The sequence below is a fragment of the Brevibacterium sp. BDJS002 genome (assembly GCF_028201555.1).
Lineage (GTDB): Bacteria > Actinomycetota > Actinomycetes > Actinomycetales > Brevibacteriaceae > Brevibacterium > Brevibacterium aurantiacum.
This window is the reverse complement of record NZ_CP116392.1, coordinates 3,598,252-3,620,446: the sequence shown is the minus strand read 5'-3', so window position 1 is coordinate 3,620,446 and position 22,195 is coordinate 3,598,252. Positions and strand designations below refer to the sequence as shown.

Below are 22,195 nucleotides of genomic sequence, written 5' to 3'. Positions count from 1 at the left end.
AATAGTCACGTGACCAAATTCCACTCGATTCGGGATCAGCTCCTCGACCGCCTTGAGACGATGGCCGCCGGCGAGCAGTTCCCGCCCGAACGCCAGCTCGCCGAAGCACTGGGCATCTCGCGGATGACCCTGCGCCGCGCCATCGACGAACTGGTCTCCAAGGGCGTCGTCCGCCGTCGCCATGGCGCAGGCGTCTTCGCCCTCGGCCCGAAACTCGACCAGCCACTGGCAGCGAGCTCCTTCACAGAAGACATGGTCGCCCGCGGTATGCGCCCGGGGTCGCGCGTGGTCTCCTTCGACGTGACCAAGGCCGGCGCCCACATCGGGCGCAGGCTCCACATCGACGATGATGCCGAGGTCATCGCAATTCTGCGTCTGCGCCTGGCCGATGACGAACCACTCGCACTTGAGGAACTGCACATCCCCGCCGCCCTCGTCCCCGGTCTGAAGCCTGCGGACCTGGAGAACAGTTCGTTCTACGAACTGCTGGCCTCGCGCTTCTCCATCTCTCTCAACCACAGTGTGCAGACGATCGAACCGACCCTCCTCGACGCGGGCGAGGCGAAGATCCTCGGAGTTCCCGAACAGTCAACGGCACTGCTCTTCGAACGCACCTCCCGAGGAGCCGACGGCGTGCCCTTCGAATTCGTTCGCTCGGTCTATCGCGGAGATCGCTACAAGATCCGCAGCGAACTCACCCTGCCCGACACCCACGGAGGAGGCCGCCCATGATCATCGCCGGCCTGATGACAGGAACGTCCGCCGATGCCCTCGACGTCGTCCTCGCTGATTTCATCCACGATGACGGTGACGAGCTGAGTGTCCGCCAGGCGGCTGGTCTCTCCGAACTTGGTGTCCGCATCATTGCCAGCCGAGAGGTCGAATTCGACCAGCAGCTGCGCCTCGACATTCTGCGTCTGCTCGAGCCTGCCGACGTCCCCCTGTCCTTGGTCTCTGGCGTCGATGCCGTTTGGGCCGCTTCTGCGCCCAGACGGTGCGCGACCTCTGCACCGAAACCGGAGTCGAGGCCGAGCTCGTGGTCTCCCACGGGCAGACCGTGCGCCACGACATCACCGACGGCGCCGTCACCTCCACACTGCAGATCGGGCAACCGGCATGGATCGCCGAGGCGACCGGAGCTCCCGTACTCTCCGACGTCCGTGCCCGCGACGTTGCCGCCGGTGGGCAGGGCGCCCCTCTCGTCGGAATCCTTGACAGCCTTCTTGTCGGTGACGTCGAGGCTCCGACTGCGGTCCTCAACCTCGGCGGCATCGCCAACATCACGGTCCTCGCGCCCGAGCGCGATCCGCTGGCCTTCGACACCGGTCCGGCCAACGCCCTCATCGACATCCTGGCGCGCAGGATCACCAAGGGGGAGGCGGGCTTCGACCGTGATGGGGAGCTGGCCGCACGGGGCCGGGTCGATGAGGAGCTGCTTACCGAGCTGCTGGCGGACCCGTATTACCAACTTCCGGCACCGAAGTCGACCGGCAAGGAACTCTTCCACGCGGACTACCTCGACGGATTCCTCGGACCCAGGACCCACCTCGGCGAGCATGATGCCATCGCGACGGTCACGGCGCTGACCGCGCGCACGGTCGCCGATGCCTGCCACGCACACGGCGTCACCACGGTCATCGCCTCCGGCGGGGGCACCCGGAACCCGACGCTGCTGGGACGAATGGCCTCGGAACTCGGCCCCGGCATCACCCTGACCAGCACGGATCAGGCCTTCGGCTGCCCGAAGGTGCCAAAGAAGCCCTCCTTATGGCGCTGCTCGGATGGCTGAGCTGGAACGGACTCGCAGGCACCGAGCCGAACCTCACCGGTGCCGCGCATTCGAGCATCGCCGGACGGCTGAGTCCGGGACGCGGCCCGCTGAACCTGCCCGAGCCTCTGGAAGCCAGACCCACACGCCTGAGAATCCTGGACCGATGAGACCGGCGGACCGATGAGACCACTGAACTGATGAGGCCCTGCACCGATGCAGGCCTCGCGAAGAAACGCACACCCCTTGTACGAAGGAGAAACACCATGCAGATCATCGACCTTCTGGTGATCATCGCCTACCTCGTCGCCACGGCGTGGTTGGGCCTGAAGCTCAGTGGAAAGCAGAAGGACCTCCAAGGCTACTTCCTGGGTGGTCGGAACATCCCGTGGTGGGCGGTGTGTCTGTCCGTGGTCGCCACGGAGACCAGCGCCCTGACCGTGATCGGCATTCCGGTCATGAGCTACCTCGGCGACATCAACTACCTGCAGCTGGGCCTGGGCTACATCCTCGGCCGAGTCGTCGTCGCCTTCTTCATGCTCCCGCGCTACTACGACGGTGAGATGCTCACCGCGTACGCCTACCTGGGCAAACGCTTCGGCACCTCGACCCAGACAACCGCGGGTGTGACCTTCCTGTTCACGCGCCTGCTGGCAGACGGCATCCGCGTGCTGGCCGCCGCCATCCCGGTCAAAGTCATCCTCGACGGCCTGGGCATCCACACGAACTACTTCGTCATCATCGTCGTCCTCTCACTCGTCACGATCGCCTACACCTTCATCGGGGGCATCAAGGCCGTGGTCTGGGTCGATGTGGCTCAGATGTGCCTCTACGTCGTGGGCGGTCTGCTGGCGATCATCGTCATCACCGCTGCCCTCGGCGGTGGCTGGTTGAGCGAGGCGGCGTCGGCCGACAAGCTGAACATGTTCATCTTCGAAGGCAATCCGATCTCGGCTCCCGACTCGTTCATCCCCTCGCTGCTCGGCGGCGCGGTCTTCGCCATGGCCTCCCACGGCTCCGACCAGCTCATCGTCCAGCGTCTCCTGTCCTGCCGCTCGAAGATCGAGGCGCAGAAGGCGCTCATCGTCTCCGGCGTCGTCGTCTTCGTCCAGTTCGCGATCTTCCTCGCGGTCGGCCTGGCGCTGTGGGCCTACTACGATCACGCGCTGCCGGCCGATCTGGGTCTGAGCCGTGACGACGAGATCTTCCCGCTCTTCATCATCGAGGGTCTGCCACCCGGCGTCTCGGGTCTGCTGCTGGCCGGCATCCTCGCTGCGGCCATGTCGACCCTGTCCTCGTCTCTGTCCGCACTGTCCTCCTCGACGGTCAACGACGTCTATGCACGGTTGAAGAAGACGCCGATGACCGACGCCGAGGGCTTCAAGGTCGGGCGCTGGGCGACGATCGGCTGGGGCATCGCCTTCATCCTCCCCGCCACCGTCTTCCAATCCGATGAGGGCAACATCGTCATCCTGGCCTTGGGCGTCGCGGGCATCACCTACGGCGGGCTGCTCGGGGCGTTCGTGTTCGGCATGGTCAACAAGCGCGCCACCGCTGTGGACGCGAACATCACCTTCGCCCTGGCAGTCGCGGTCAACGCCTTCTTCTTCGTCATGGAGAAGTACATCACCGGCGAGGTGTGGGTCGCCTGGCAGTGGTACCCGCTCCTCGGCGTCATCGTCATGGTCGTGATCGGCGGGCTCCTGTCCCTGCGCCACCCCAAGGCTCAGACCCGCAGCACCGTCGCCGAGGTGGAAGGCAGCAACCGCTGATGACCCAGTCCCAGCAGCCACCGTCCCCGGGCCCGCTGTCGCCGACCGAACAGCGCAACCCCCGCAGCGCGGGACTCGACGACCTCGACACCCTGGGTGTCCTGCAGGTGATGAATGATGAGGACCACGCCGTCCTGGCCGCGGTGCGGGCGGCCCTGCCGCAGCTGGCAGAACTCGTCGACATCGCGGCCGAGCGAATGCGCCGAGGCGGTACCGTCCACTACTTCGGTGCCGGCACCTCGGGCCGGTTGGGAGTACTCGACGCCAGCGAACTTCTGCCGACATTCAACCTCGAACCTGGGCGCGTGGTCGGGCACATCGCCGGTGGCCAGGCGGCGCTGGTCAACGCGGTGGAGAACGCCGAGGACTCCACCGGCGACGGTCGCAGAGCTGCGGGAAAGCTCGGTCCCGACGACGTGGCGATCGGAATCGCCGCGAGCGGTTCGACACCCTATGTTCGCGGGGCATTGGAAGCCGCCGGTGAGGTGGGCGCGCACACCGTGCTCATCTCGAACAACCCCGCTGCCCCCGTCGCCGAGGCGGCTGCTGACCATATTCTGCTCGACACCGGACCCGAAGTGGTGACGGGTTCGACCCGGCTCAAGGCCGGAACGGCGCAGAAGCTGACGCTCAATGGGTTCTCGACGGCGCTGATGATCGCGCTGGGTCGCACCTGGCGAAACCTCATGGTCTCCGTGGTCGCCACGAATGACAAACTGCGGGAACGGACCGTGCGGATCCTCTGCGAAGCAGCCGACCTGTCTGATGCTGCTGCCCGTGAGCTGCTGGAGGACTGCGACGGCGAACTCAAAACGGCGTTGGTCGTCTCCTTCACCTCGGTGACGCCCCAGGCCGCGGCGAAGCATCTCGCGGACTCCGACGGCTCAGTCAAGGCTGCGATTGCGGCAGTGTCTGCTGAATCGGGACGCGAGACCTCATGAGCGGTTTCGTCCTCGGCATCGACATCGGTGGCACCGGCAGTCGCGTCGCGATCGCACCCTTCGACGCGAATGCTGCGAGCACGACTGCTGACGGCGCCACGGCCGACGGTGTCGCGGCCGAGCCGCTGGGGGTCCTTACCGGCCCCGGGGTCTCCATCGGAGCCGAGGGCAGCAACGCCCCACAGCAGATCCGGCGGCTCGTCGTCGCGGCCAAGGAAGCATGGCCGGACCATGTCGAGTCGATCCGCGGAGTCGGCATCGGTGCCACCGGCATCGCCTCACTGAGCGCCGACGTCGGGGAGCTTGCGCGATCACTGGTGGTGGAGGCGAAAGCAGAAGCGGCGGTGGCGATCGATGCGTTGACGGCCCACCTCGGCGCCCTACCGGGTTGTGGGGGAGCGGTGACGGTCCTGGGCACGGGAGCAATCGCCATCGCCCATCCCGGGCCCGACCCGCAGGGAATGCTGTTGCCGAAGTGGAGGAGAGTCGACGGTTGGGGGCATCTCTTCGGTGACCGCGGGGGCGGTGCCTGGGTGGGCAGACAGGCACTCGAGGCAGCGCTGAAGTGCCACGACGGAGTCGATGATCGAGGCGCCGGTCTGCTTGAGGCGGCACGACAGAGATTCGGCGAACCGGGCACGTGGCCTGCACAGTTCTACACGCGCAGCGATCGAGCAGGACTCCTCGCCGAGTTCGCCGTCGACGTGGCTGGCCGCGCCGGTGCGGGTGATCCCGTGGCCAGCGCACTGTTGGCCGAGGCTGGACGCGAGGCCGCGCGCAGTGCGATCGCAGCCGGAGGCCAAGGAGTCGACGCCGCATCCCGAGTCACGCTCAGCGGTGGTCTGCGCCGGGCAGGTGAGTCTCTCGTCGAGGCGTTTCGTGCTGAGGCTCTGCGCCTGAGGCCAGGGGCGGCCGTTGTCGAACCCGCCGGCGATCCGCTCAGCGGGGCGCTGACCTTGGCGAATCTGGTGGGGCAGAGGCGATTGCGGCCGCAGCCGGGAGTGCTGTGGGTCTGAGTTAGTCGCGCCGGCGACGGCAAATGCATGTCCAGTATTCACCTGGCCTGCATCTGCGGACCAACAAGCGGTCAGGATCCTCACACAGGATCATCAGTGTGAGAACGATTCGTGAACTGACTTCCGCAGTCCAACGTCCTGCCGATGAGCTCGAACTTCCCACGGGGCCGCGCACGAGGGCATACAGGTGCTTCGAAGCACTGCCGGCGATCGTGAGTTTCTCCGCCATCGGGTTGGTGTTCGTCCTGCCGTTCATCGACGCGACTTCCGGGGCGATCTACGTCTTCATCGTCGTCGGTCTCACCCTGATTCGAGCGATGCGAGGAGCCGTCGACGTCTCACGAGGATTTGTGCGCTATCGCCGCAGCTCCCGGGTGGACTGGGGTGCCAGGCTGCTCGATGTCGAACGGGCGCTGGACGGACTGCCCGCTCGCCCCTATCCCTGGTCCGGTTTCCAGGCGAAGGAGCATGCCGCGACGATTGCCCGAGTGCGCGAGAGCCCCGGTGCAGTGCTGCGCCCCTCGTCCCTGCTCCATGCCGTCGTCGTCGCTGCCTACAACGAGCCCTACGATGTGGTCGCCGACGGAATCCGCTCCCTCCTGCACACCACGACCTCGCCGTCGAAGATCGTCGTCTTCTTCGCCTATGAGGAACGCGGCGGACCACAGATGGCTGAGACGGCACGTCGCCTGGCGGCCGAGTACGGCGACGGATTTGCGGCCTTCGTCCTCGTCGAGCATCCAGCCGGAATCCCGGGAGAGATTGCGGGAAAGGGCGCGAACATCACCTACGCCGGTCAGCGGCTGGCCCAATGGGTGGAGGCGAACGGGATCTTTCCCGAGTCGGTTCTCGTGACCAGCCTCGACTGCGACAACACGCCTCACGAGGCGTATTTCGACTATGTCGCCTACGAGTATGTGCTGGCGCCCGATCGCGCCCACCTTTCGTTCCAACCCATCAGCCTCTACCTCACGAACATCTGGGAGCGCCCGCGCCGTCTCGGGTCGTCGCGAGCGCGAACTGCTTCTGGAATCTCACGACCACGGTCCGCCCCCTCTCGCTGCGCAACTTCGCCTCCCACTCTCAGCCCCTGACCGCACTGATCGACATGGGGTTCTGGTCGACGAGGACGATCGTCGAAGACGGTCACCAGTACTGGAGGAGCTGGTTCCACTTCGACGGTGACTACCGTGTCGTACCCATCCACGTTCCGATCTATCAGGATGCTGTCCTGGCCGGTGGTTTCACGGACACGATGGTGGCTCAGTTCAAGCAGCTCAGCCGCTGGTCATACGGTGCCAGCGATGTGCCCTATGTGGGAGTGAGGGTCTTCTCCGGGACTGCTCGAACACCCTTCTGGCCCGGTTTCCTCCGCTTCCTCTCACTCATCGAAGGTCACGTCAGCCTGGCCTCGATCTCTGTGATCATCGCTGTCGGCGGATGGATTCCCTTTGCTGTGGCAACGCAGACAGGCGAGGTCACGGACCTCATCGAGCGGATGCCGATGACGGTCGGCCTGGTCCAGCAGATCGGCATGGTCGGTCTCATCGCCTCAGTCATCGTCTTCAACTCGCTGCTGCCGCCCCGGCCAGTCCACGTTCCACAGATGCGTCGGGTGACCATGTGGCTGCAGTGGGTGCTGTACCCGCTGACCCTGCTCGTGTTCAACTCCTCGACCGCGCTGCATTCGCAGTGGCGTCTGCTCACCGGTCGCTACCGTGAGCGCTTCGATGTCACTGAGAAGGTCTCCGGGGTGGGACGCAGGAGGGTGTGAGTCGCCGCCCCATGTCAATCGGTCTCCTCATGGTCTAGCATCGATTCCGTGCCCGCAATGCTGAGGACCACAATGCTGAGGAGCGTGTCATGACAGACGCTGCGCACGACCGACTCGATGCCGACTTCGACTGCATCATCTCCGGAGGAGGGCCCGCCGGAATCGTCGCCGGACTGCTCCTGGCCCGCGGTGGCGTCAAGGTTGTGGTGCTGGAGAAGCACACCGACTTCTTCCGCGATTTCCGCGGCGACACCATCCACCCCTCAACCCTGCGGCTTCTGGACGAGCTGGGACTCTACAACGAATTCGCTCGCATCACTCACCGTAAGGTGACCAACATCAGTCTCGCCGGTGACGACGGTCGGGACTACATCCTCGGCGACCTGTCCAGGCTCAACACTGCGCATCCGTTCATGACCATCGCACCTCAGTGGGACTTCCTCAATCTGCTGGCCGAAGCAGGGGAGGACGAACCCGGGTTCGATCTGCGCATGGGTGTCGAAATGACCTCGCTGATCTGGGACGACGACCGAGTCGTCGGCGTTCATGTACAGACTCCCGACGGTGAGACCGAGCTGCGGGCGCCACTCGTCGTCGCTGCTGACGGTCGCTGGTCGAAGGCTCGGGGCGAGGCACAGCTGTCGATGCGGGAGCTGCGGTCGACGATCGACGTATGGTGGTTCCGAATCGACACCCGGGCACAGCTGGCCGAATCCATTGCACCTCGCGCCAAGGGCGGCAATGTGTTCGTCGCGATTCCGCGCGACGGCCACGTCCAGATGGCCCATCTCATCCCGAAGGGAGAGGACGCTCGCTTCCGTGAGCAGGGGATCGAGTCTCTACGCCGCGCGGTCGCAGAGACCTTCCCCGTGCTGGCAGGCGATGTCGCAACGCTTCGGCTTGAGGATGTGAAGCTCCTCGATGTCAGGCGCAACGAAGCCAGACGCTGGTTCATCGATGGACTGCTGTGCATCGGCGATGCGGCCCATGCGATGAGCCCGTTGGGCGGAGTCGGCGTCAACCTGGCCGTTCAAGACGGTGTGGCCACCGCCCGCCTCTTGGCGGAGGCGCTGCGGTCGGGACGCGTGCCCACCAGTGAGCTCAGGCGTGTGCAGCGCAGACGACTGCTGACGACGAAGGCGGTCGAGCTGCTGCAGGGCGGCATCCATCGGATGATCGAGCCGGTCGTCCACAACGGCGGAGTCATCCGTCCCCCGGTGCCGGTCCTCTGGCTGCTGACAACGTTCCCGGCACTGACCGTGATTCCCGCGCGCATCCTCGGCATGGGTATCACTCCCGAGCACGCTCCGGACTTCGCCCGTCGGCAACCGGAGACAGTCTGACACTCGCTGCGGCTGGCCGATTGCATTGCGAGCACCGTCCGATGCGGCACTCCGAGCGTCCGTCCTCAACCCCGGATGCGACGGTGCCTGGCCAGCATGTTTGTGAGCTGACGGCATTCGGCATCTGACATCGTGTCCAAGCCGAATCGGGCATCGGCGACGATCTGACTGGCCCTGTCGGTCAGTGCACGACCCTTGGGCGTGATCTCAGCGAAGACCTCCCCATCGTCGCCGGGCTCCAGCGCCCTTTCGAGCAGATCGTTGTCCTCCAGCCACCGCACTGTGGAGAAGGATGAGCTGGTGTCGACCTGCAGTTGGTCGGTGAGTTCGACGAGGGGGAGAGCGCCTCTCTGATCGAAGAACAGGAGAAGCAGTGCTTCATAGCGTGCGTAGGTGAGCCCCAGTGGGCGCAGCTTCTCATCGAGGCTGTCGATGAGGAAGCGATAGGCTCGCATCAGTTCGGTGGCAGTCTGCATCCGGTCGCGTTCGGGCCACCGCATCTCCCACGCGCTGGCGGCCATCGAGACCGGATCGTTCAAAGCCGGTGAGGCGCTGCCGATCCTGAACTCCTCGGAGTTGCTGAAGCCGTGGCCGGTGTTGAACTCCATCGTGTTCCACTCTTCGGTGTCCACATTCGGGCCGACTCCGGTGCGCACTGCCGGGTACTGACCGGTCTGCGTGCCGGAGCTGAAGCGTGGCTGGTGTTCGGCCCTGAGCTCCTCCTCGGATTCGAAGTCCGTGTCGGCCTCGGTATCGATAGCCAGGTCGGCGTCGATATCGGACGAGGAGCCCGTGACGAGGTCGTCACCATCAAGGAGTTCCTCGTCTTCGTCTTCGTCCCTGGTATTGAGTGATGTGATGGCAGAGCGCAGTCCGGAGCGCTGAATCACCGTTTGGATGGTGAGGTCTCGTTCATCCGGCCGGCCGACATAGCGGATGTCGCGCAGGCCCTGGTCCTGTGCAGCAGATTCGAAGACGAAGTGACCGTATCTGAAGATCCGGCCCATCAGGGGCTTATGGACCGAGATATCGAGGATACGCGCCATCGGCATCGTGGCCTTGTGCTGAGTGAAGATCCCGTGGATGCGGAACACTCGCATGTTCGTGATGACGAATCGGTCCATGTGCACGAACAGTGCACGGTAGACGCCGAAGAGCACAATGGCGGCACCGATTCCCAACGGGATCGAAGCGAAGTCGATCGGGACTGTGAAGCTCAGTGCTGCGACGGCCAGGCCCAGCAGAATGATGAGTGTGGGTGAGACGAAGGCAAGGAAATGGCGGCGAACTTCGTCGACGACGATCTCGCCCTCTTCAGCGATCAGATGATCTTCGACTCTCGGGTCGGTCAGTGCCCCGAACACGTCAGGCTGCTTCCTGCGCGGCTACGCGGACAGGGAAGTGAAGAAAGTGACCAATGAGCCGACGCCGGTGCCCACTGCTTCGAAAGCGTTCCGCACTGCATCAGCCGAATCTTCTGGCCGACTGAACAGATAGAACGCCACAAAAATGACGACGAGCGTGAGGACGGCCTTTTTCAACCACTTCACAACGGACTCCTCCATGCCGCGTCGCTGAGATGGCAGATGCGGACTATTGGTTGCACAACCCGTTAATCGTAACCGCCCTTGCCGGTGGCCCCGGAGTAGGCGCGCCCAAAACCTGTGATCGCGATCTCATATAGCGAGAATTGCAGGCCGATAGTCGCCGAGGTGGCCCTTCCCTGCCAGCGCCGCCGATGAGCGTCCTTCTGGTTTCCCTCATCCCAGTCCAACGGTCAGCACCCCTGTGCCGACAGCAGATTCTGCGTACTGTTGAAGGCATGAGAAAACTATTTGATTCCATTCGCAAAGTTGGTTTCCGTCGCGGACCCGACCGTGTTCTCGGCGGTATTGCAGGCGGTCTTGCCGAATCCACCGGAATGAACGTGTGGCTGATGCGCCTTTTGATCCTCATCTCGTTCCTGCTCCCAGTCTTGGGCGTCGGCGCATATGTGGTTGCCTGGGCGCTCACCCCTTGGCAGGACGGAAGCATCCCCCTTGAGCAGGCCTTCGGCGGCCGACTTGAACGCTAAGTGAACATTTGGCGTTGTGCGGCTGACCGGCCGTGTCCTCAGCGTTCGCTGTCCAAGAGCATCATCTGTTCGGGCGGATAGCGATCGCCCCGGATCTCGCTGTCGGCCAGAGTTGAGTCGATGACCGCCAGGTCATCGGCGTTCAGATGCACGCCGTTGCTGGAAACGGTGGCGGCCACCTGATCAGTGGTTCTCGACCCGACGACGGGCACGATGTCCTCACCTTGAGCGGCCACCCATGCGATCGCCAGCTGAGGAAGCGTCACGTCCCGCGCTGCAGCGAGTTCCGCGAGGGCTGAGACGATCCGCTGATTGTGGACCAGGTTGTTCCCTTGGAAACGCGGGAACATTGCGCGAGACCCTCCCACGGAACCTGCAAACAGACCCTTGGCCAAAGCTCCGTATGCCGTGACTCCGATGCCGAGTTCACGGCATGCAGCCAGAATCCCATTCTCTTCGATGCCGCGGCTCAGCAGCGAGTATTCGATCTGCAGGTCGCTGATGGGTGCTGTCGCCGCCGCTCGACGAATAGTCTCAGACCCGACCTCGCTGAGCCCGATGTGGCGGACGTATCCGGCATCGACGAGTTCACTGATGGCACCTACGGTCTCCTCGATGGGTACATTCGGATCGAGCCGGGCCGGTCGGTAGATGTCGACGTGGTCCGTGCCCAGGCGTTTCAGCGAATAGGCCAGTGAGTTTCGGATCGCGTCCGGTCGAGTGTCGAATCCGATGAACGAACCGTCGGGGGCAAGGACGGCGCCGAATTTCAGTGAGATCACGACGTCCTCACGGCTGCGCTCACGAAGTGCGGTACCGACGAGCATTTCATTGTGACCGGCACCGTAGAAGTCTCCGGTGTCGATGAGTGTTCCTCCGCCATCCACATACGCGTGGATGGCGGCGATGCTCTCCTCGTACCGTGTCGGTCCATAGGCTCCGGACATGCTCATGGCACCCAGTCCGGGAGATGTGACGCGAGGTCCCTGCGTTCCGAGTCGGCGAGTGTTGACGGTTGGATTCTCTGTGTATGTGCTCATGACCTCGAGCCTGGCAGGACGGTGTCGATGGCACGAGGCCCTGTCGATCCAGGGACAGACTGTCCCTGGTTACATCGGCCGATCGGATGGACAATCAGGAGATGACTGATCGTTCTGGGTTCGCTGACTTCATCCGCCGTCGACGGGAGCAGCTGCGGCCAGAAGATGTGGGGACCGGCCACACGCATCGTCGCCGCACTCCTGGACTGCGGCGCGAAGAGGTTGCCATGCTCGCTGGAGTATCGGTCGACTACTACGCTCGCCTCGAACAAGGGCGGGGATCGACCCCGTCGATCGGAGTGGTTTCGGCGGTGGCTCGTGCGCTGCAGTGCGACCGCGATCAGCGCGACCACATGCTGCACCTCGCCGGCCACCCGGTGCCGCCGCGCAGCTCAGACGGTCACGTGCGTCCCGGTCTCATCGCTGTTGCCAACCGGCTCGTGGATCTTCCCGCGGTGATCGTCACCGACCTCGGCGAAATCGTCTGGGAGAACTCTCTGGGTCGCATACTTCTCGACGGCCTGGCAGGAGAGCCTGGACGCGGCAGGAATCTCATCTGGGAGTGGTTCGCCGACCCCGACAGTCGGGCGATGCCTCCGGAACATTGGGACCGCATCTCTGCCGCACACGTCAGCGATCTGCGGGCCACCTACGCCCGCAGATCGGGCGAAGCCCATGTGAGGAAATTCGTCCAGGATCTCATTGCTGTCAGCGACGAGTTCAAGGAGCTCTGGGAGCGTCACGATGTGGCAGTCCACCACTCGGACACCAAGGTCTTCGTCCACCCGGAGGTCGGATTGCTCGAGCTTCGATGCGAAGTCCTGCTGACGCCCGACGACGACATCTCTCTGCTTGTGTTCTTCCCGATGGAGGGCACCAACGCGGCAGAACAGCTGCAGCTGCTCGGCGTCGTCGGTTCGCAGAAGATCTCATCTGACTGAGAGAGGCAAAGACCCCGTGATCCCTTGTCTTCACAGGGATCACGGGGTCTTGCATTCGGGTGGGCCCCGTGGGGATCGAACCCACGACCCACGGATTAAAAGTCCGTTGCTCTACCAACTGAGCTAGAGGCCCCGCCCCAACGAGACCGCGTGGACAAACGCCACAAAGGTGTTGTTGGAGACTCAATAATATTAGAGGTAAGGAGCCCGAATACTCAAACCGGTTCCCGGCGGGGACCAGCAGGCTTCACCCGCTGGTCATTTTCCGAGTTCGGGGTGCTCGTCGCCGGTGTAGGTGCGGGGGAGCGCGTCCGGTGCGGTGGGATATTCCTCGGCGGCCTCGTCGATGACATCGGACTCGATGGCCTTGTCCTTCTTGATCTTGCCGCGCAGCGCAGCGACGTTCTTCAGCCCTGCCAGCAGCTTGCGATCCTTCTTCGGTGCGACGTACTCGGGATCGGTCTCCAGCGGGAAGATCGTGGGTGCGGCACCGAAGGCCTCGTTCGACTCATCGGCAACCTTGCGGGCCATCTGAGCGTTGACCACACCGCCGATGATCGCACCGATGCCGAAGGGCAGCAGGCGACCGACCAGCGAGCCACCGGCACGTGCGGCGAACTTGCGGATGAAGGTCTTACGCAGCTTGCGCACCAGCAGGTCGACGACCGGAGCAGGAAGCTGTTTGGTCACAGTCGAACCCCAATTGCCGAACATCGACTCCGCGCCACCGGACTGTTTGCTGAACTTCTGGACGAGATTCTTCCCGTCCTTGCCGAGCATCAGTCCCAGCACCAGTGCATTCGCGCGTTTGGAGTCCTGAACCGGAAGTCCGTGGATCTCGGAGATCGCCTGAGCAAACAGCGCGGTCCCTTCGAGGAAGCCGGCAGTCTCTGCTGTAGCCACGCCCAAGGCTGCGGTCGTACCCAGTCCTGGGACGGCGGCGGTGGCACCGACGGCTGCTCCGCCCGAGGTGGTCAGCGCGAGGTAATGGCGACGGATGATCTTGATGAGCTCTTCCGGAGTCGCATCCGGATTCCGGCGACGCAGGCTGCGCACATAGGCGAGGGCCACGGGGCGCTGGACCGACAGAAGCCTCGACAGCATCGACTGGGCACGGGGATTGAGGGACCCGTCCTCGTTGACAGCGAACTTCGCTGCCTTGTCCAGGCCCTTCTTCGCCACTGATGATTTTGCCACGGGAGTTCCTCCTCGTTGTCTGCACTCGTGACCTGCGGGTCGCAGGCACGAATTTGTCACCAGTTTAGTAGTGGCCACTGTGAACGTGACGAATGAAACCTGACCGGGAGGCGAAAGCCGGCTCAGGATGGAGCACCGGTCAGAGTGGGGGACTAGACTGCTCTGACGATGACACAGCCACGCTTCCACCGCCCGATACCTCTGGCCGATCTCGATTCCATCAGCGACACGAGTGACCCGGTGACCAGATCAGAGACCTCTCATGCCACCGCGGCGCTCCTCCTCGGAGACTCGCGCGGACAGCGCGACGAGGCCGCGACGAAGCGATTCGTGGAGTTGGCCGACGACATCGGTCTCGAGGTGATCGCCGAGATGTGGTCTGCGGCTCCCGCTGTCTCCGCGCCGGGAGCGCTCTGGCGCCTGTATGCGCTGCGGGAGTGGATACTCACCGCTCCGCGTGAGCTCGCCGACATGTTCTCAGCTGGGCAGCGCAGGGTGACCGACGGGCTCGGCCTCGACGACATCCTCGCCGGGGTGGAGCTGCCCGCAGGTCCCGACGAGGTGGCCCGTGCCATCGATGAGATCCTTGCCGGCGCTTTCCGTGGGGATGTCGTCATCGCCCTCCTTCGGGCTGCCGCGTTTGTCGGCATGTGCGCCGAAGGCACCGACGACGTCGAGGCGGCCACGCGGCTGCGGCAGTTCGCGAAGGACCTCAAGGATGCCGCCATCTCCCACCGCCACGGCGGACTGGACTGATCGACCCGCTGGCTGGCTGAATGCCTGCCTGACTGCCCGACCGACTCGTGGATTCTTCCTCTGTGCTCACAAGGACGCAACGTTCAGGTGGGGACCTGGCCCGGTGTGCGACTGTGAGATTGTCAACTCTCGTTCACCCGCCTCGGCGGTGGACTCATGAGCGTGAGCGAGTATCGTTGTGGGTGGCCCTAGTGGCCACCGGACGCTGGATCTGAAGCCCCGGGCTCCAAATTCAGCCGCTTCGAGCGGCCTACCGCCGAGAGGCGCTCTCGGTTCAGCGTCCGGCACATACAATTGAAGCAACATGCACATTCGTCCGGCTCGACCGGGCCCCGGGCAGGAGGAACGCATGCGGCTCAAGCGAGTACCGCAGGACACTGTCTTCTACGAACGGCTGTCCGATCTGGTCGGGCAGATGAGGCAATGCAACCTGGTGCTTGCCGAGCTCTCCGGCATCGAAGTCAGCGAACGCCGGCAGGTCGCAGACCGTCTCCGCGAGATCGGCGATCAGGCCGACGAGGACATGGGAGCCGTGCTTCGTGCGCTGCGCGAGAACTACATCACTCCCTTTGATCGCAACGACCTCTACCTGCTCGGTCATCACATGCGCGACATCTGCCACCTCCTCCACGGTGCTGGTTTCGTCCTCGCCTCGGAAGCATTCGATCAACTGCCCTCAGGCGTCCTCGAAACCCTGGCCGTCCTGTCCAACCAGACAGACCACACCTCCCGCATGGTCACCCGACTGCCGGGAAAGCTGGATCAGTGGGACTACGTCGACTCCATCAACCGCCTCACCTACCAGGTGGAGGCCCTGCAGTGGCGAATGTCCGATGCCGTTCCGAACTCGAAGCGCGGCCTGACCTACATGGCCGCCGTCTCCCAGCTGGGACAGGCCTTCGTCCGCGCCGCATACGGCTTCACCGAGCTGGGCAAGGTCGTCGCCGCCATAGCGATCAAGGAGTCGTAGTCCGTGGATCTGCTCTTGGCGGGAGTCATCGTGACCGCGGTGATCTTCGCCGGTTCGAACGGTTTCCATGATGCAGCGCTGACCATCGGAAACGCTGTCGTCGGACGGTCCATCAATGCGCGGTGGGCGCTCGGTCTGGCCGTGGTCTTCAACTTCATCGGGGCACTGCTGGGCGAGGGAATCGCCTCCGTCGTGGCCAACCAGATCGTCCACTTCGACGGCGACCCCGAAGTCATCCTCACGTCCCTGATCATCGCCTTTGTCGCAGCGACGGTATGGAGTCTGTTCACCTACTATCTCGCGTTGCCGGTGTCGTCCACGCACTGTCTTATCGGCGGACTCCTGGGTGCCGGAATCGTGCTGGGATTCTCGGTCAACTCCGCCGAAGCCCTCGACTCGGTGATCCTGCCGCTTGTGCTCTCACCGATCCTCGGCTTCCTGCTCTCCTGGGGCCTGACGGCTCTGCTGTCGAAGACCTTCGCCGCCTCCCCGCCGAAGCCGCTCTTCCGCGGTGCCCGCATGGTCGACTCGGTCCTCACTGCTTCGTTGTCGCTGGTCCACGGCATCCAGGACGCACAGAAGATCGCGGCCCTGGTCATGGTCGGTCTCCTTGCGGTCGAGGCCAACCCGTACACCGAACTCTCCGTGGTCGAGATCTCCTGGCCGGTGCGTCTCATCATCGCCGGGGCGTTGGCGATCGGCACCGGATTGAGCGGATGGCGGGTGGTGCGCACCCTGTCGGTGCGCATGGCCGGACTCGATCCTCTGAAATCTGTGGCAGCGGACGGCACCGCCACGGTGCTCATGTACACCGCGGCGCTCATCATGCGAGTGCCGGTGTCGCTGACATTCATCCTCGGATCAGCGGTCTTGGGTACTCAGTACGCTGGACGAAAAGGTCGCGCACGCGCCCGTTTCATCCTGCCCATCGCAGGGGTCTGGATTCTGACCATCCCCGCGGCAGCGGCATTGGCGATCTGCATCGGCCTGGTAGTCAGGGCCTTCGTCGGCTGATCTGAGTCGTCACTACTGCGCCGCGGGATGCGCCTCACTGTCCTGCGTCACTACCGTGCGTCACTTCTGAGCCGCAGCGTTGGCCTTCCGACCGAAGACGATCCCGGTCGTGACCATGGCGACGGCGAGGACGAAGTGCAGCCAGTTGTCGGCGGTGTTGAGCGGAACGAAGTTGCCCATCGACTCCATCGGAACGACGAGTCCGTAGATCCACAGCACCGCGTAGACGATGCCTCCGACGATGAGGTAGGTCTTGGCCAGTCGGCGTGACCTGAGCCCGAGCAGTCCGACGATGCCGAAGAGCAGGTGGACGATGTTGTGCAGCACCGAGACCTGGAAGATCCCCAGCAGTGCGGCTTGTGAATGATGCCCGGCGAACATGATCGTGTCCAGGTCCTGGGTGATACCCGGGACGAAGCCCAGGATGCCCACCAAGAGGAATACGGCTCCGAAGAGACCAGAGACGAGTTGGATTCTTGTGCGGGTGGTGTGAGCTGATGATGAGACTGTATGAGTTGTCATGACGATCCTTTCGAAGACTTTCGTTCTGCATCTGCTGATTCGGAGCCGACGGCCGGATGGATGGGTTCGGGTGGAGCCTTTCTGCCGCTGCTTTCGAAAGAGCCTGGCGTCCGGGGCCGAACGCGCGGCACGACGGTAGTCTGGTGACGGTGAGGGCTCGCGTGGCAGTGCTGTGGCGCAGGCTGCTGATCCTGCTGATCGGCGGCGTCATCGCCGTGCCCTATGCGGCGGTCGTGATCTGGACCGTCACCGCCTCGAACCAGCTCGGGAACCGGTCGGAAGCACTGGCCATCGTCGCCGTCGGAATCATCGTGTTCGTGCTGCTGTGCGTCCCTGCCTTCCTCGCGGTCATCCGCGCCCTCGAGCGCACACTTGTCGAGCAGCTGCTCGAACTGAGCATTCCCACCCCACCGAGGCGGCCGAGCACCGCCGATCGACTGCGTGGAGCCCTGTTCTACTTCGGCCACACCTTCGCCGGTGCCCTGCTCCTATTCACCGTCGTCGTCCTCGTCCCCGCCGCCATTGTTCTGGCCGCCGATCCCGGGCAGGCGCAGGAGCTCTCCAACGGTCTCATCGGCACCCAGATGGACACTGCGGCGACCGTCCTGCCTGCCGGACTGGTCCAGGCCCTTGCTGTGGGAATTCTCCTGATGTGCATCGCCATCGTCGTCGTGGAGGGGTACTTTCTGCCCAGCTATGCGCAGATTCTCCTGGGGCCGTCAGCGGCCGACCGTGCCGAGCTCGCCGGTCGTGACCGGGCGCGTCGGTTCCGCCGCACTGTGCTCGCCCGCGAGGTGCACGACTCGATCGGCCATGCCCTGACCGTGACGACGATGCAGGCGGCAGTGGCCAAACGTGCGCTGACTTCGGATCCCACCGTCGCCGAGGCGGCGGTTGACGAAATCGCGCGCACCGGTCGTGAGGCGGTAGCTGAGTTGGACCATGTCCTCGCTCTGCTGCGTTCGGAGGCTGATCTGGAGTCAGACGGCGACACCGACACCGAAATCATGACGGCACAATCACCTCGGCGAACGATCGATGACCTCGAGATCTTGGCCGAGGAGGCGAGATCGGTGGGGCATCCGACGCAGCTGAGGATCAGCGGCGAGGTGGGCGCCCTGCCTCCTGATGTCGCGCATGAACTGCATCGAATTGTGCGCGAGGCACTGACGAATTCGCTTCGGCATGCTTCGGGACCGGGGGTCTCGGTGTCGATCGCCGTTGAAGCAACGGCGGTGTCAATGGCGGTGAGCAATGCTTGCGTGGGGAGCGCGAATGGTGCTGGGAGCGACGCAATTTCGGGGACTAGCGCAGGTGCAGGCGACAATGTGGGCGCCGGCCGGGGTCTGCGGGGCATCAGGGAACGCGTCGAAATCTTCGGAGGGGAAGTTCGATGGAATTCTGATGGTGGAACGTGGACCATCGAAGCGGTGCTGCCGACGGCTGGCGGCACGGTGACACCCAGCACGACTGTACGAGCAGGGAACGAGGAGACACAGACATGAGCATCAGGGTGGTTCTCATCGACGACGAACCGTTGGTGCGCGCCGGGCTGGCAGCGATCATTGACTCCGCACCTGGACTCGAGGTGGTCGGTGAGGCAGGCGATGGTGCCGACGCCATCGACCTCGTCCAACGCACTCAGCCCGATGTCGTCATCATGGATGTGCGGATGCCGCGGCTGAACGGACTCGAAGCGACTCGGCTGCTCGTGAGTCGATCGGATCCGCCTCGCGTGCTCATCCTCACGACCTTCGACAGCGACGACTACGTCTTCGAGGCGCTGCGTGCCGGTGCCGACGGCTTCGTGCTCAAGCGAGCACAGCCGGAGGAACTCATCCGAGCCGTGCAAGTTGTCGCCGGAGGCGAGGTGCTCCTGTATCCGCAGAAGGTGCGTGAGATGGCGGCTCAGGCGGGTCAGCGCGAAGACCTGGTCAGTACTGCCCAGCTGAGCAGCCGCGAGCAGGAGGTGCTCTCACTCATGGCACGGGGTCTGAGCAATGTGGAGATCGCCGGTGAGCTGTTCATCGGGAGTGAGACGGTCAAGACCTATGTCAGTTCGCTGCTCGCAAAGCTCGGTGCCCGGGACCGGACCCAGGCCGTCATCAGAGCCTTCGAATCGGGATTCATCGCTTACTGAGGGACAGACTTCGACAGCCGGACGACGCTCTTCACCCGCTGAACGACGCTCTTCACCCGTTCGGGGGAGTCCGTTGGGGCGACCTCGGAGCGAGTGTTGAAGCATGAAGAGAACACAGAGCGGTACACAGTCAGAAAATCCACCTCAATCGACGAGGGCACCCCATCTCGGAACCATCATGCTCAGCCTGAGCGCGGTCTGGTCCCTGACCATGCTGGTCGTCTCAGTGCTGTGGGGGAGCAGGTTCCTCTTCTCTCCGTTCGGTCATGCGGAACAGGGCGAATACAACTCTCTGCTCGACTATCTCTCCATCCCGGCTGGAGCGGCACTGGTCGGGTCCTGCGCACTGCTGAGTCTGACCCTCGCATCGATCCTCTTGACCCTGCCGCGGCTGCGCACCAAGGCAGTAGCGACGGTCGGAGTCTTCGCCGTGGTCCTCGCCCTCGTCACCACCGTGGTCTTCACCGACACCTTGGTGTTGGCCTACCTCGGCTACACGCTGAGCCTGCAATTCCCACCGATTCCCGTCCCCGTGCTTTGGCAGGGCTTCATGCTGCTCGGCCCGGGACTGTGGGTCGCAACGTGGGCATCGCTGGAGAGCCGCCATTGGCGTAAAAGGGCAAGCGCTGAACCTGACAATCGGCAGCCCATCCGGGGCAGTGCCAGGGTCGCCGTCGGTGTGGCAGTCGCGGTTCCGGTCGTCTATGCATCCACTCGAATTCTGTGGGCAATGGGTATCCCATTCGGGCTCAGTCCTGAGTTCTATAACGAAGGTCTCCAGGTCGGCATGTGGCATTCAGGTCTGTCCCTGGCCATCGCCGGATTGGTTGGTGCGCTGCTGACTTTGGGGCTGGTGCAGAAATGGGGAGAGCGGTTTCCGCGGTGGACCGGGCCGCTGGCAGGAAGACGAGTGCCCCTCCTCCTCGCAACGATTCCTGCCAGTATCGTCACCCTGGCGTTGTTCACCGGAGGTATGGGATTGATCCATTCGGTTCTGCTCAAGGGCGTCAGCTTGGATGGCAACTGGGTGACGATCGGACCGACTCTCCTGTTCCCGCTGTGGGCGCTGGCGCTCGGCTGGGCCACCTACTCCTACCGTGTTCGTCGGCTTGGTGCTCGCGCTGCTCTGCGGCCGTGACTGACAATTTCAACCCGACAATTTCAACCCGAACCCTCAGCGGGGTCTGGTGAGTGAGCTCACCGACTCCGCTGTCGGTGTGCGCGCCTCCTGTGTCGCAGCAGGGTGGTCAGACTGTGGATGAGCGCCGGCGCCGAGGCGATGAGCAGCAGCACACCACCCAGCCTCGTCGTCGGCAGCAGCACCGCACCGCCGATCACGAAACCGCTGAACAGCAGGGCAGAGATCACGCCGCGAGCGAGGAGTTCGAGGCCGGCAACCCTACGGTCCAACTTGGGAGTGGCCACTGAGAGTTCACCGTTCTCGATCCTCTGAACCAGGCTGTCGAGTCGTCCCGGCAGACCCAGCGTCAGGCGCACGAAGTTGAGTGCCTCCTTGGCCGCTGTGCCGGCGACGCCGCCCTTCTCCTCCTCGATCAGTTCGCTGGCATAGGGTTCGACGACCTCCCAGATGTTGAACGAGGGATTGAGCGAACTGCACAGCCCCGAGACCATGGACAGCGAGCGGATGATGAGGAAGAGATTCTCCGGCAGCTGCACGGGCAGATCGCGCACCACCGATTCGAAATCCGTGGAGAAGGCCCGCAGCTCCTTCTCATCGACGTCGCGCAGGTGCGCGAACCCCATGCCTCCGAATCGCGCGAAGAGTCCGGTCAGGGAGCGCTCGAGTTCCTCCGTGTCCGCGCCGTCGAGCAGAACCCCGATGAGTTCGACGCTGGCGACGAGGCGGCGGGAATCTCGCAGCGCCACGGCGATGATGAGCTCCCGCAGGCCCGCGCGCAGGTTCTCGGACACGTGCCCCATCATCCCGAAGTCGATGAAGGTCAGATGCCAGTTCGCCCTCGCCGAGGTTGCCCCCGCCGAGGGTGTCCCCGGTGGAGCAGGCGTCACGAAGATATTGCCGGGATGGGGGTCGGCGTGGAAGAAGCCGGTGCGGAAGAGCTGGTCGAACATCGTGTGCGCGAAGACCGCAGCGACCTCGTGGGGGTCGATGCCGGCTTGGCGCAGACTGGTGATGTCGTTGGCCTTGATTGCCGTGACGTCCTCCATGGTCAGGACCTGTGGCGTGGTCTGTTCCCAGACGATCCGCGGGGCCTGTACCCGGGTCGGCTCGACCGCCGGGGAAGCGGCATCTGACGTATCTGCCGACCGGGTCGCCGAGGCGGCCGCGTCCATGGCGAAGGCCTCCGCATTCGCGGCTTCGTGGAGGTAGTCGATCTCTTCGAGGCTGACGTGAGCGAACTCTTCGACCAATGCGGGCATATCGACACGTCGAGAGATGAATCGGACGCGGGAGAGCCAGCCAGCGATCCGGCGCAGGGCGCGCAGATCAACCTCGACGACATCGGCGATGCCCGGACGCTGGACCTTGACGACCACCTCGGCGAATCCGAGTTCCTTGGCATTGTCCGGAGTCAGTGTCGCCGAATGCGCCTGCCCCAAGGACGCCGCGGCCAGCGGGCGTGGGTCGAAGGAGACGAAAGCGTTGTTGAGGTCCACCCCCAGTTGTGCCTCGGCGAGGGTGCGGATCTGGTCGAAGGGGACCGGGGCGACCTCATCCTGCAGGCCCTCCAGCTCTTTGGTGATCTCGGGTGGGAGCACATCCATGCGCGACGAGAGGAACTGACCGACTTTGATCATCAGCCCGCCGAGTTCCACAGCCAGGGCACGAAATCGCTTGGCTGTGGAACTCCAGCGCTCCACCCGGCCACGTGCCGCGAACCGGCCCAGGCCGATCCGCGGCAAGGTCATTTCGAACCACCACGCCATAACCATTTGTACCGCGGCGA

General features: G+C 64.1%; 22 protein-coding genes and 1 tRNA gene. 17 read left to right on the top strand and 6 right to left on the bottom strand.

All coding sequences use genetic code 11. The features are described 5' to 3' along the window. Positions 1-9 precede the first annotated feature (9 nt). The 9 genes from PGC08_RS16835 (at position 10) to PGC08_RS16795 (ending at position 8,614) form a co-directional block, all read left to right on the top strand. A complete protein-coding gene (locus tag PGC08_RS16835; RefSeq protein WP_009882508.1) occupies positions 10-732 on the top strand; it encodes a GntR family transcriptional regulator in 723 nt (240 codons plus the stop codon). Positions 733-994: 262 nt separating this feature from the next. Continuing rightward, positions 995-1,789: an anhydro-N-acetylmuramic acid kinase gene (locus PGC08_RS16830; RefSeq protein WP_271708951.1), complete on the top strand. Its 795-nt coding sequence runs from the start codon at positions 995-997 to the stop codon at positions 1,787-1,789. After that, complete coding sequence (locus tag PGC08_RS16825) at positions 1,768-1,938, top strand: hypothetical protein (protein WP_271708950.1); 171 nt, start codon at positions 1,768-1,770, stop codon at positions 1,936-1,938. The genes PGC08_RS16830 and PGC08_RS16825 overlap by 22 nt, the downstream gene beginning before the upstream one ends. Before the next feature lie 96 nt (positions 1,939-2,034). Continuing rightward, complete coding sequence (locus PGC08_RS16820; protein WP_096159786.1) at positions 2,035-3,540, top strand: sodium:solute symporter; 1,506 nt, start codon at positions 2,035-2,037, stop codon at positions 3,538-3,540. Continuing rightward, positions 3,540-4,481, top strand: a complete 942-nt coding sequence (gene murQ, locus PGC08_RS16815) for an N-acetylmuramic acid 6-phosphate etherase (RefSeq protein ID WP_096146307.1) — start codon at positions 3,540-3,542, stop codon at positions 4,479-4,481. Before PGC08_RS16820 ends, murQ begins: the two co-directional genes overlap by 1 nt. Beyond that, entirely contained in the window at positions 4,478-5,497 is a 1,020-nt protein-coding gene (locus PGC08_RS16810; protein WP_271708949.1) for an N-acetylglucosamine kinase, read from the top strand. Before murQ ends, PGC08_RS16810 begins: the two co-directional genes overlap by 4 nt. Positions 5,498-5,595: 98 nt before the next feature. Beyond that, complete coding sequence (locus tag PGC08_RS16805) at positions 5,596-6,591, top strand: hypothetical protein (RefSeq protein WP_271708948.1); 996 nt, start codon at positions 5,596-5,598, stop codon at positions 6,589-6,591. Positions 6,592-6,605: 14 nt separating this feature from the next. After that, a complete protein-coding gene (locus tag PGC08_RS16800; RefSeq protein WP_271708947.1) occupies positions 6,606-7,271 on the top strand; it encodes a hypothetical protein in 666 nt (221 codons plus the stop codon). Between the two features lie 89 nt (positions 7,272-7,360). After that, positions 7,361-8,614, top strand: coding sequence for an FAD-dependent oxidoreductase (locus tag PGC08_RS16795; RefSeq protein WP_271708946.1), 1,254 nt, complete (start codon positions 7,361-7,363; stop codon positions 8,612-8,614). Between the two features lie 65 nt (positions 8,615-8,679). Here the strand turns inward: PGC08_RS16795 and PGC08_RS16790 are convergent, their stop codons facing one another. After that, positions 8,680-9,978 (bottom strand): PH domain-containing protein, encoded by a 1,299-nt coding sequence (locus tag PGC08_RS16790; protein WP_271708945.1) that lies wholly within the window; start codon positions 9,976-9,978, stop codon positions 8,680-8,682. Between the two features lie 458 nt (positions 9,979-10,436). Here PGC08_RS16790 and PGC08_RS16785 point away from each other — a divergent pair, with 458 nt between their 5' ends. Further along, positions 10,437-10,688 (top strand): PspC domain-containing protein, encoded by a 252-nt coding sequence (locus tag PGC08_RS16785; protein ID WP_231443005.1) that lies wholly within the window; start codon positions 10,437-10,439, stop codon positions 10,686-10,688. Positions 10,689-10,726: 38 nt separating this feature from the next. Here the strand turns inward: PGC08_RS16785 and PGC08_RS16780 are convergent, their stop codons facing one another. Further along, complete coding sequence (locus tag PGC08_RS16780; protein ID WP_271708944.1) at positions 10,727-11,728, bottom strand: aldo/keto reductase; 1,002 nt, start codon at positions 11,726-11,728, stop codon at positions 10,727-10,729. 101 nt (positions 11,729-11,829) lie between these two features. Here PGC08_RS16780 and PGC08_RS16775 point away from each other — a divergent pair, with 101 nt between their 5' ends. Beyond that, positions 11,830-12,669, top strand: coding sequence for a helix-turn-helix transcriptional regulator (locus tag PGC08_RS16775; protein ID WP_271708943.1), 840 nt, complete (start codon positions 11,830-11,832; stop codon positions 12,667-12,669). Positions 12,670-12,729: 60 nt separating this feature from the next. Here PGC08_RS16775 and PGC08_RS16770 read toward each other — a convergent pair. Both PGC08_RS16770 and PGC08_RS16765 read right to left on the bottom strand, forming a co-directional pair. Continuing rightward, positions 12,730-12,802, bottom strand: a tRNA-Lys gene (locus PGC08_RS16770). A gap of 125 nt (positions 12,803-12,927) precedes the next feature. Beyond that, entirely contained in the window at positions 12,928-13,866 is a 939-nt protein-coding gene (locus PGC08_RS16765) for a hypothetical protein (protein ID WP_271708942.1), read from the bottom strand. 168 nt (positions 13,867-14,034) lie between these two features. Between PGC08_RS16765 and PGC08_RS16760 the strand changes: the two genes are divergently transcribed. The 3 genes from PGC08_RS16760 to PGC08_RS16750 all read left to right on the top strand — a co-directional run bounded on the left by PGC08_RS16760 (position 14,035) and on the right by PGC08_RS16750 (position 16,606). Beyond that, on the top strand, positions 14,035-14,622 hold the full coding sequence (locus tag PGC08_RS16760; protein ID WP_069600912.1) for a hypothetical protein: 588 nt from the start codon (positions 14,035-14,037) through the stop codon (positions 14,620-14,622). Positions 14,623-14,926: 304 nt separating this feature from the next. Continuing rightward, positions 14,927-15,592 (top strand): DUF47 domain-containing protein, encoded by a 666-nt coding sequence (locus tag PGC08_RS16755; RefSeq protein ID WP_226823654.1) that lies wholly within the window; start codon positions 14,927-14,929, stop codon positions 15,590-15,592. A 3-nt stretch (positions 15,593-15,595) separates the two neighbouring features. Continuing rightward, complete coding sequence (locus tag PGC08_RS16750) at positions 15,596-16,606, top strand: inorganic phosphate transporter (protein ID WP_271708941.1); 1,011 nt, start codon at positions 15,596-15,598, stop codon at positions 16,604-16,606. A gap of 60 nt (positions 16,607-16,666) precedes the next feature. Here PGC08_RS16750 and PGC08_RS16745 read toward each other — a convergent pair whose 3' ends face one another. Further along, the gene (locus PGC08_RS16745) at positions 16,667-17,128 is read right to left on the bottom strand and encodes a DUF4383 domain-containing protein (protein ID WP_271708940.1); all 462 of its coding nucleotides are present in this window, start codon (positions 17,126-17,128) and stop codon (positions 16,667-16,669) included. Positions 17,129-17,277: 149 nt separating this feature from the next. Between PGC08_RS16745 and PGC08_RS16740 the strand changes: the two genes are divergently transcribed. The 3 genes from PGC08_RS16740 to PGC08_RS16730 all read left to right on the top strand — a co-directional run bounded on the left by PGC08_RS16740 (position 17,278) and on the right by PGC08_RS16730 (position 20,406). Further along, positions 17,278-18,633, top strand: coding sequence for a sensor histidine kinase (locus PGC08_RS16740; protein ID WP_271708939.1), 1,356 nt, complete (start codon positions 17,278-17,280; stop codon positions 18,631-18,633). Next, positions 18,630-19,268, top strand: coding sequence for a response regulator (locus PGC08_RS16735; RefSeq protein ID WP_271708938.1), 639 nt, complete (start codon positions 18,630-18,632; stop codon positions 19,266-19,268). The genes PGC08_RS16740 and PGC08_RS16735 overlap by 4 nt, the downstream gene beginning before the upstream one ends. A 103-nt stretch (positions 19,269-19,371) precedes the next feature. Further along, positions 19,372-20,406 (top strand): hypothetical protein, encoded by a 1,035-nt coding sequence (locus PGC08_RS16730; protein WP_271708937.1) that lies wholly within the window; start codon positions 19,372-19,374, stop codon positions 20,404-20,406. A 59-nt stretch (positions 20,407-20,465) separates the two neighbouring features. On the opposite strand, the gene PGC08_RS16725 is transcribed toward PGC08_RS16730, so the two are convergent. Then, positions 20,466-22,181: an ABC1 kinase family protein gene (locus tag PGC08_RS16725; protein WP_271710081.1), complete on the bottom strand. Its 1,716-nt coding sequence runs from the start codon at positions 22,179-22,181 to the stop codon at positions 20,466-20,468. Between the last annotated feature and the right edge of the window lie 14 nt (positions 22,182-22,195).

Bases quoted from the DNA above. Each gene is read 5' to 3' on its own strand.
- PGC08_RS16745 (WP_271708940.1), bottom strand. From the start codon at position 17,128: ATGACAACTCATACAGTCTCATCATCAGCTCACACCACCCGCACAAGA.
- PGC08_RS16730 (WP_271708937.1), top strand. From the start codon at position 19,372: ATGAAGAGAACACAGAGCGGTACACAGTCAGAAAATCCACCTCAATCG.
- PGC08_RS16795 (WP_271708946.1), top strand. From the start codon at position 7,361: ATGACAGACGCTGCGCACGACCGACTCGATGCCGACTTCGACTGCATC.
- PGC08_RS16725 (WP_271710081.1), bottom strand. From the start codon at position 22,181: ATGGTTATGGCGTGGTGGTTCGAAATGACCTTGCCGCGGATCGGCCTG.
- PGC08_RS16825 (WP_271708950.1), top strand. From the start codon at position 1,768: ATGGCGCTGCTCGGATGGCTGAGCTGGAACGGACTCGCAGGCACCGAG.
- PGC08_RS16785 (WP_231443005.1), top strand. From the start codon at position 10,437: ATGAGAAAACTATTTGATTCCATTCGCAAAGTTGGTTTCCGTCGCGGA.
- PGC08_RS16760 (WP_069600912.1), top strand. From the start codon at position 14,035: ATGACACAGCCACGCTTCCACCGCCCGATACCTCTGGCCGATCTCGAT.
- PGC08_RS16800 (WP_271708947.1), top strand. From the start codon at position 6,606: ATGGGGTTCTGGTCGACGAGGACGATCGTCGAAGACGGTCACCAGTAC.
- PGC08_RS16810 (WP_271708949.1), top strand. From the start codon at position 4,478: ATGAGCGGTTTCGTCCTCGGCATCGACATCGGTGGCACCGGCAGTCGC.
- PGC08_RS16820 (WP_096159786.1), top strand. From the start codon at position 2,035: ATGCAGATCATCGACCTTCTGGTGATCATCGCCTACCTCGTCGCCACG.
- murQ (WP_096146307.1), top strand. From the start codon at position 3,540: ATGACCCAGTCCCAGCAGCCACCGTCCCCGGGCCCGCTGTCGCCGACC.
- PGC08_RS16755 (WP_226823654.1), top strand. From the start codon at position 14,927: ATGCACATTCGTCCGGCTCGACCGGGCCCCGGGCAGGAGGAACGCATG.
- PGC08_RS16735 (WP_271708938.1), top strand. From the start codon at position 18,630: ATGAGCATCAGGGTGGTTCTCATCGACGACGAACCGTTGGTGCGCGCC.
- PGC08_RS16775 (WP_271708943.1), top strand. From the start codon at position 11,830: ATGACTGATCGTTCTGGGTTCGCTGACTTCATCCGCCGTCGACGGGAG.
- PGC08_RS16780 (WP_271708944.1), bottom strand. From the start codon at position 11,728: ATGAGCACATACACAGAGAATCCAACCGTCAACACTCGCCGACTCGGA.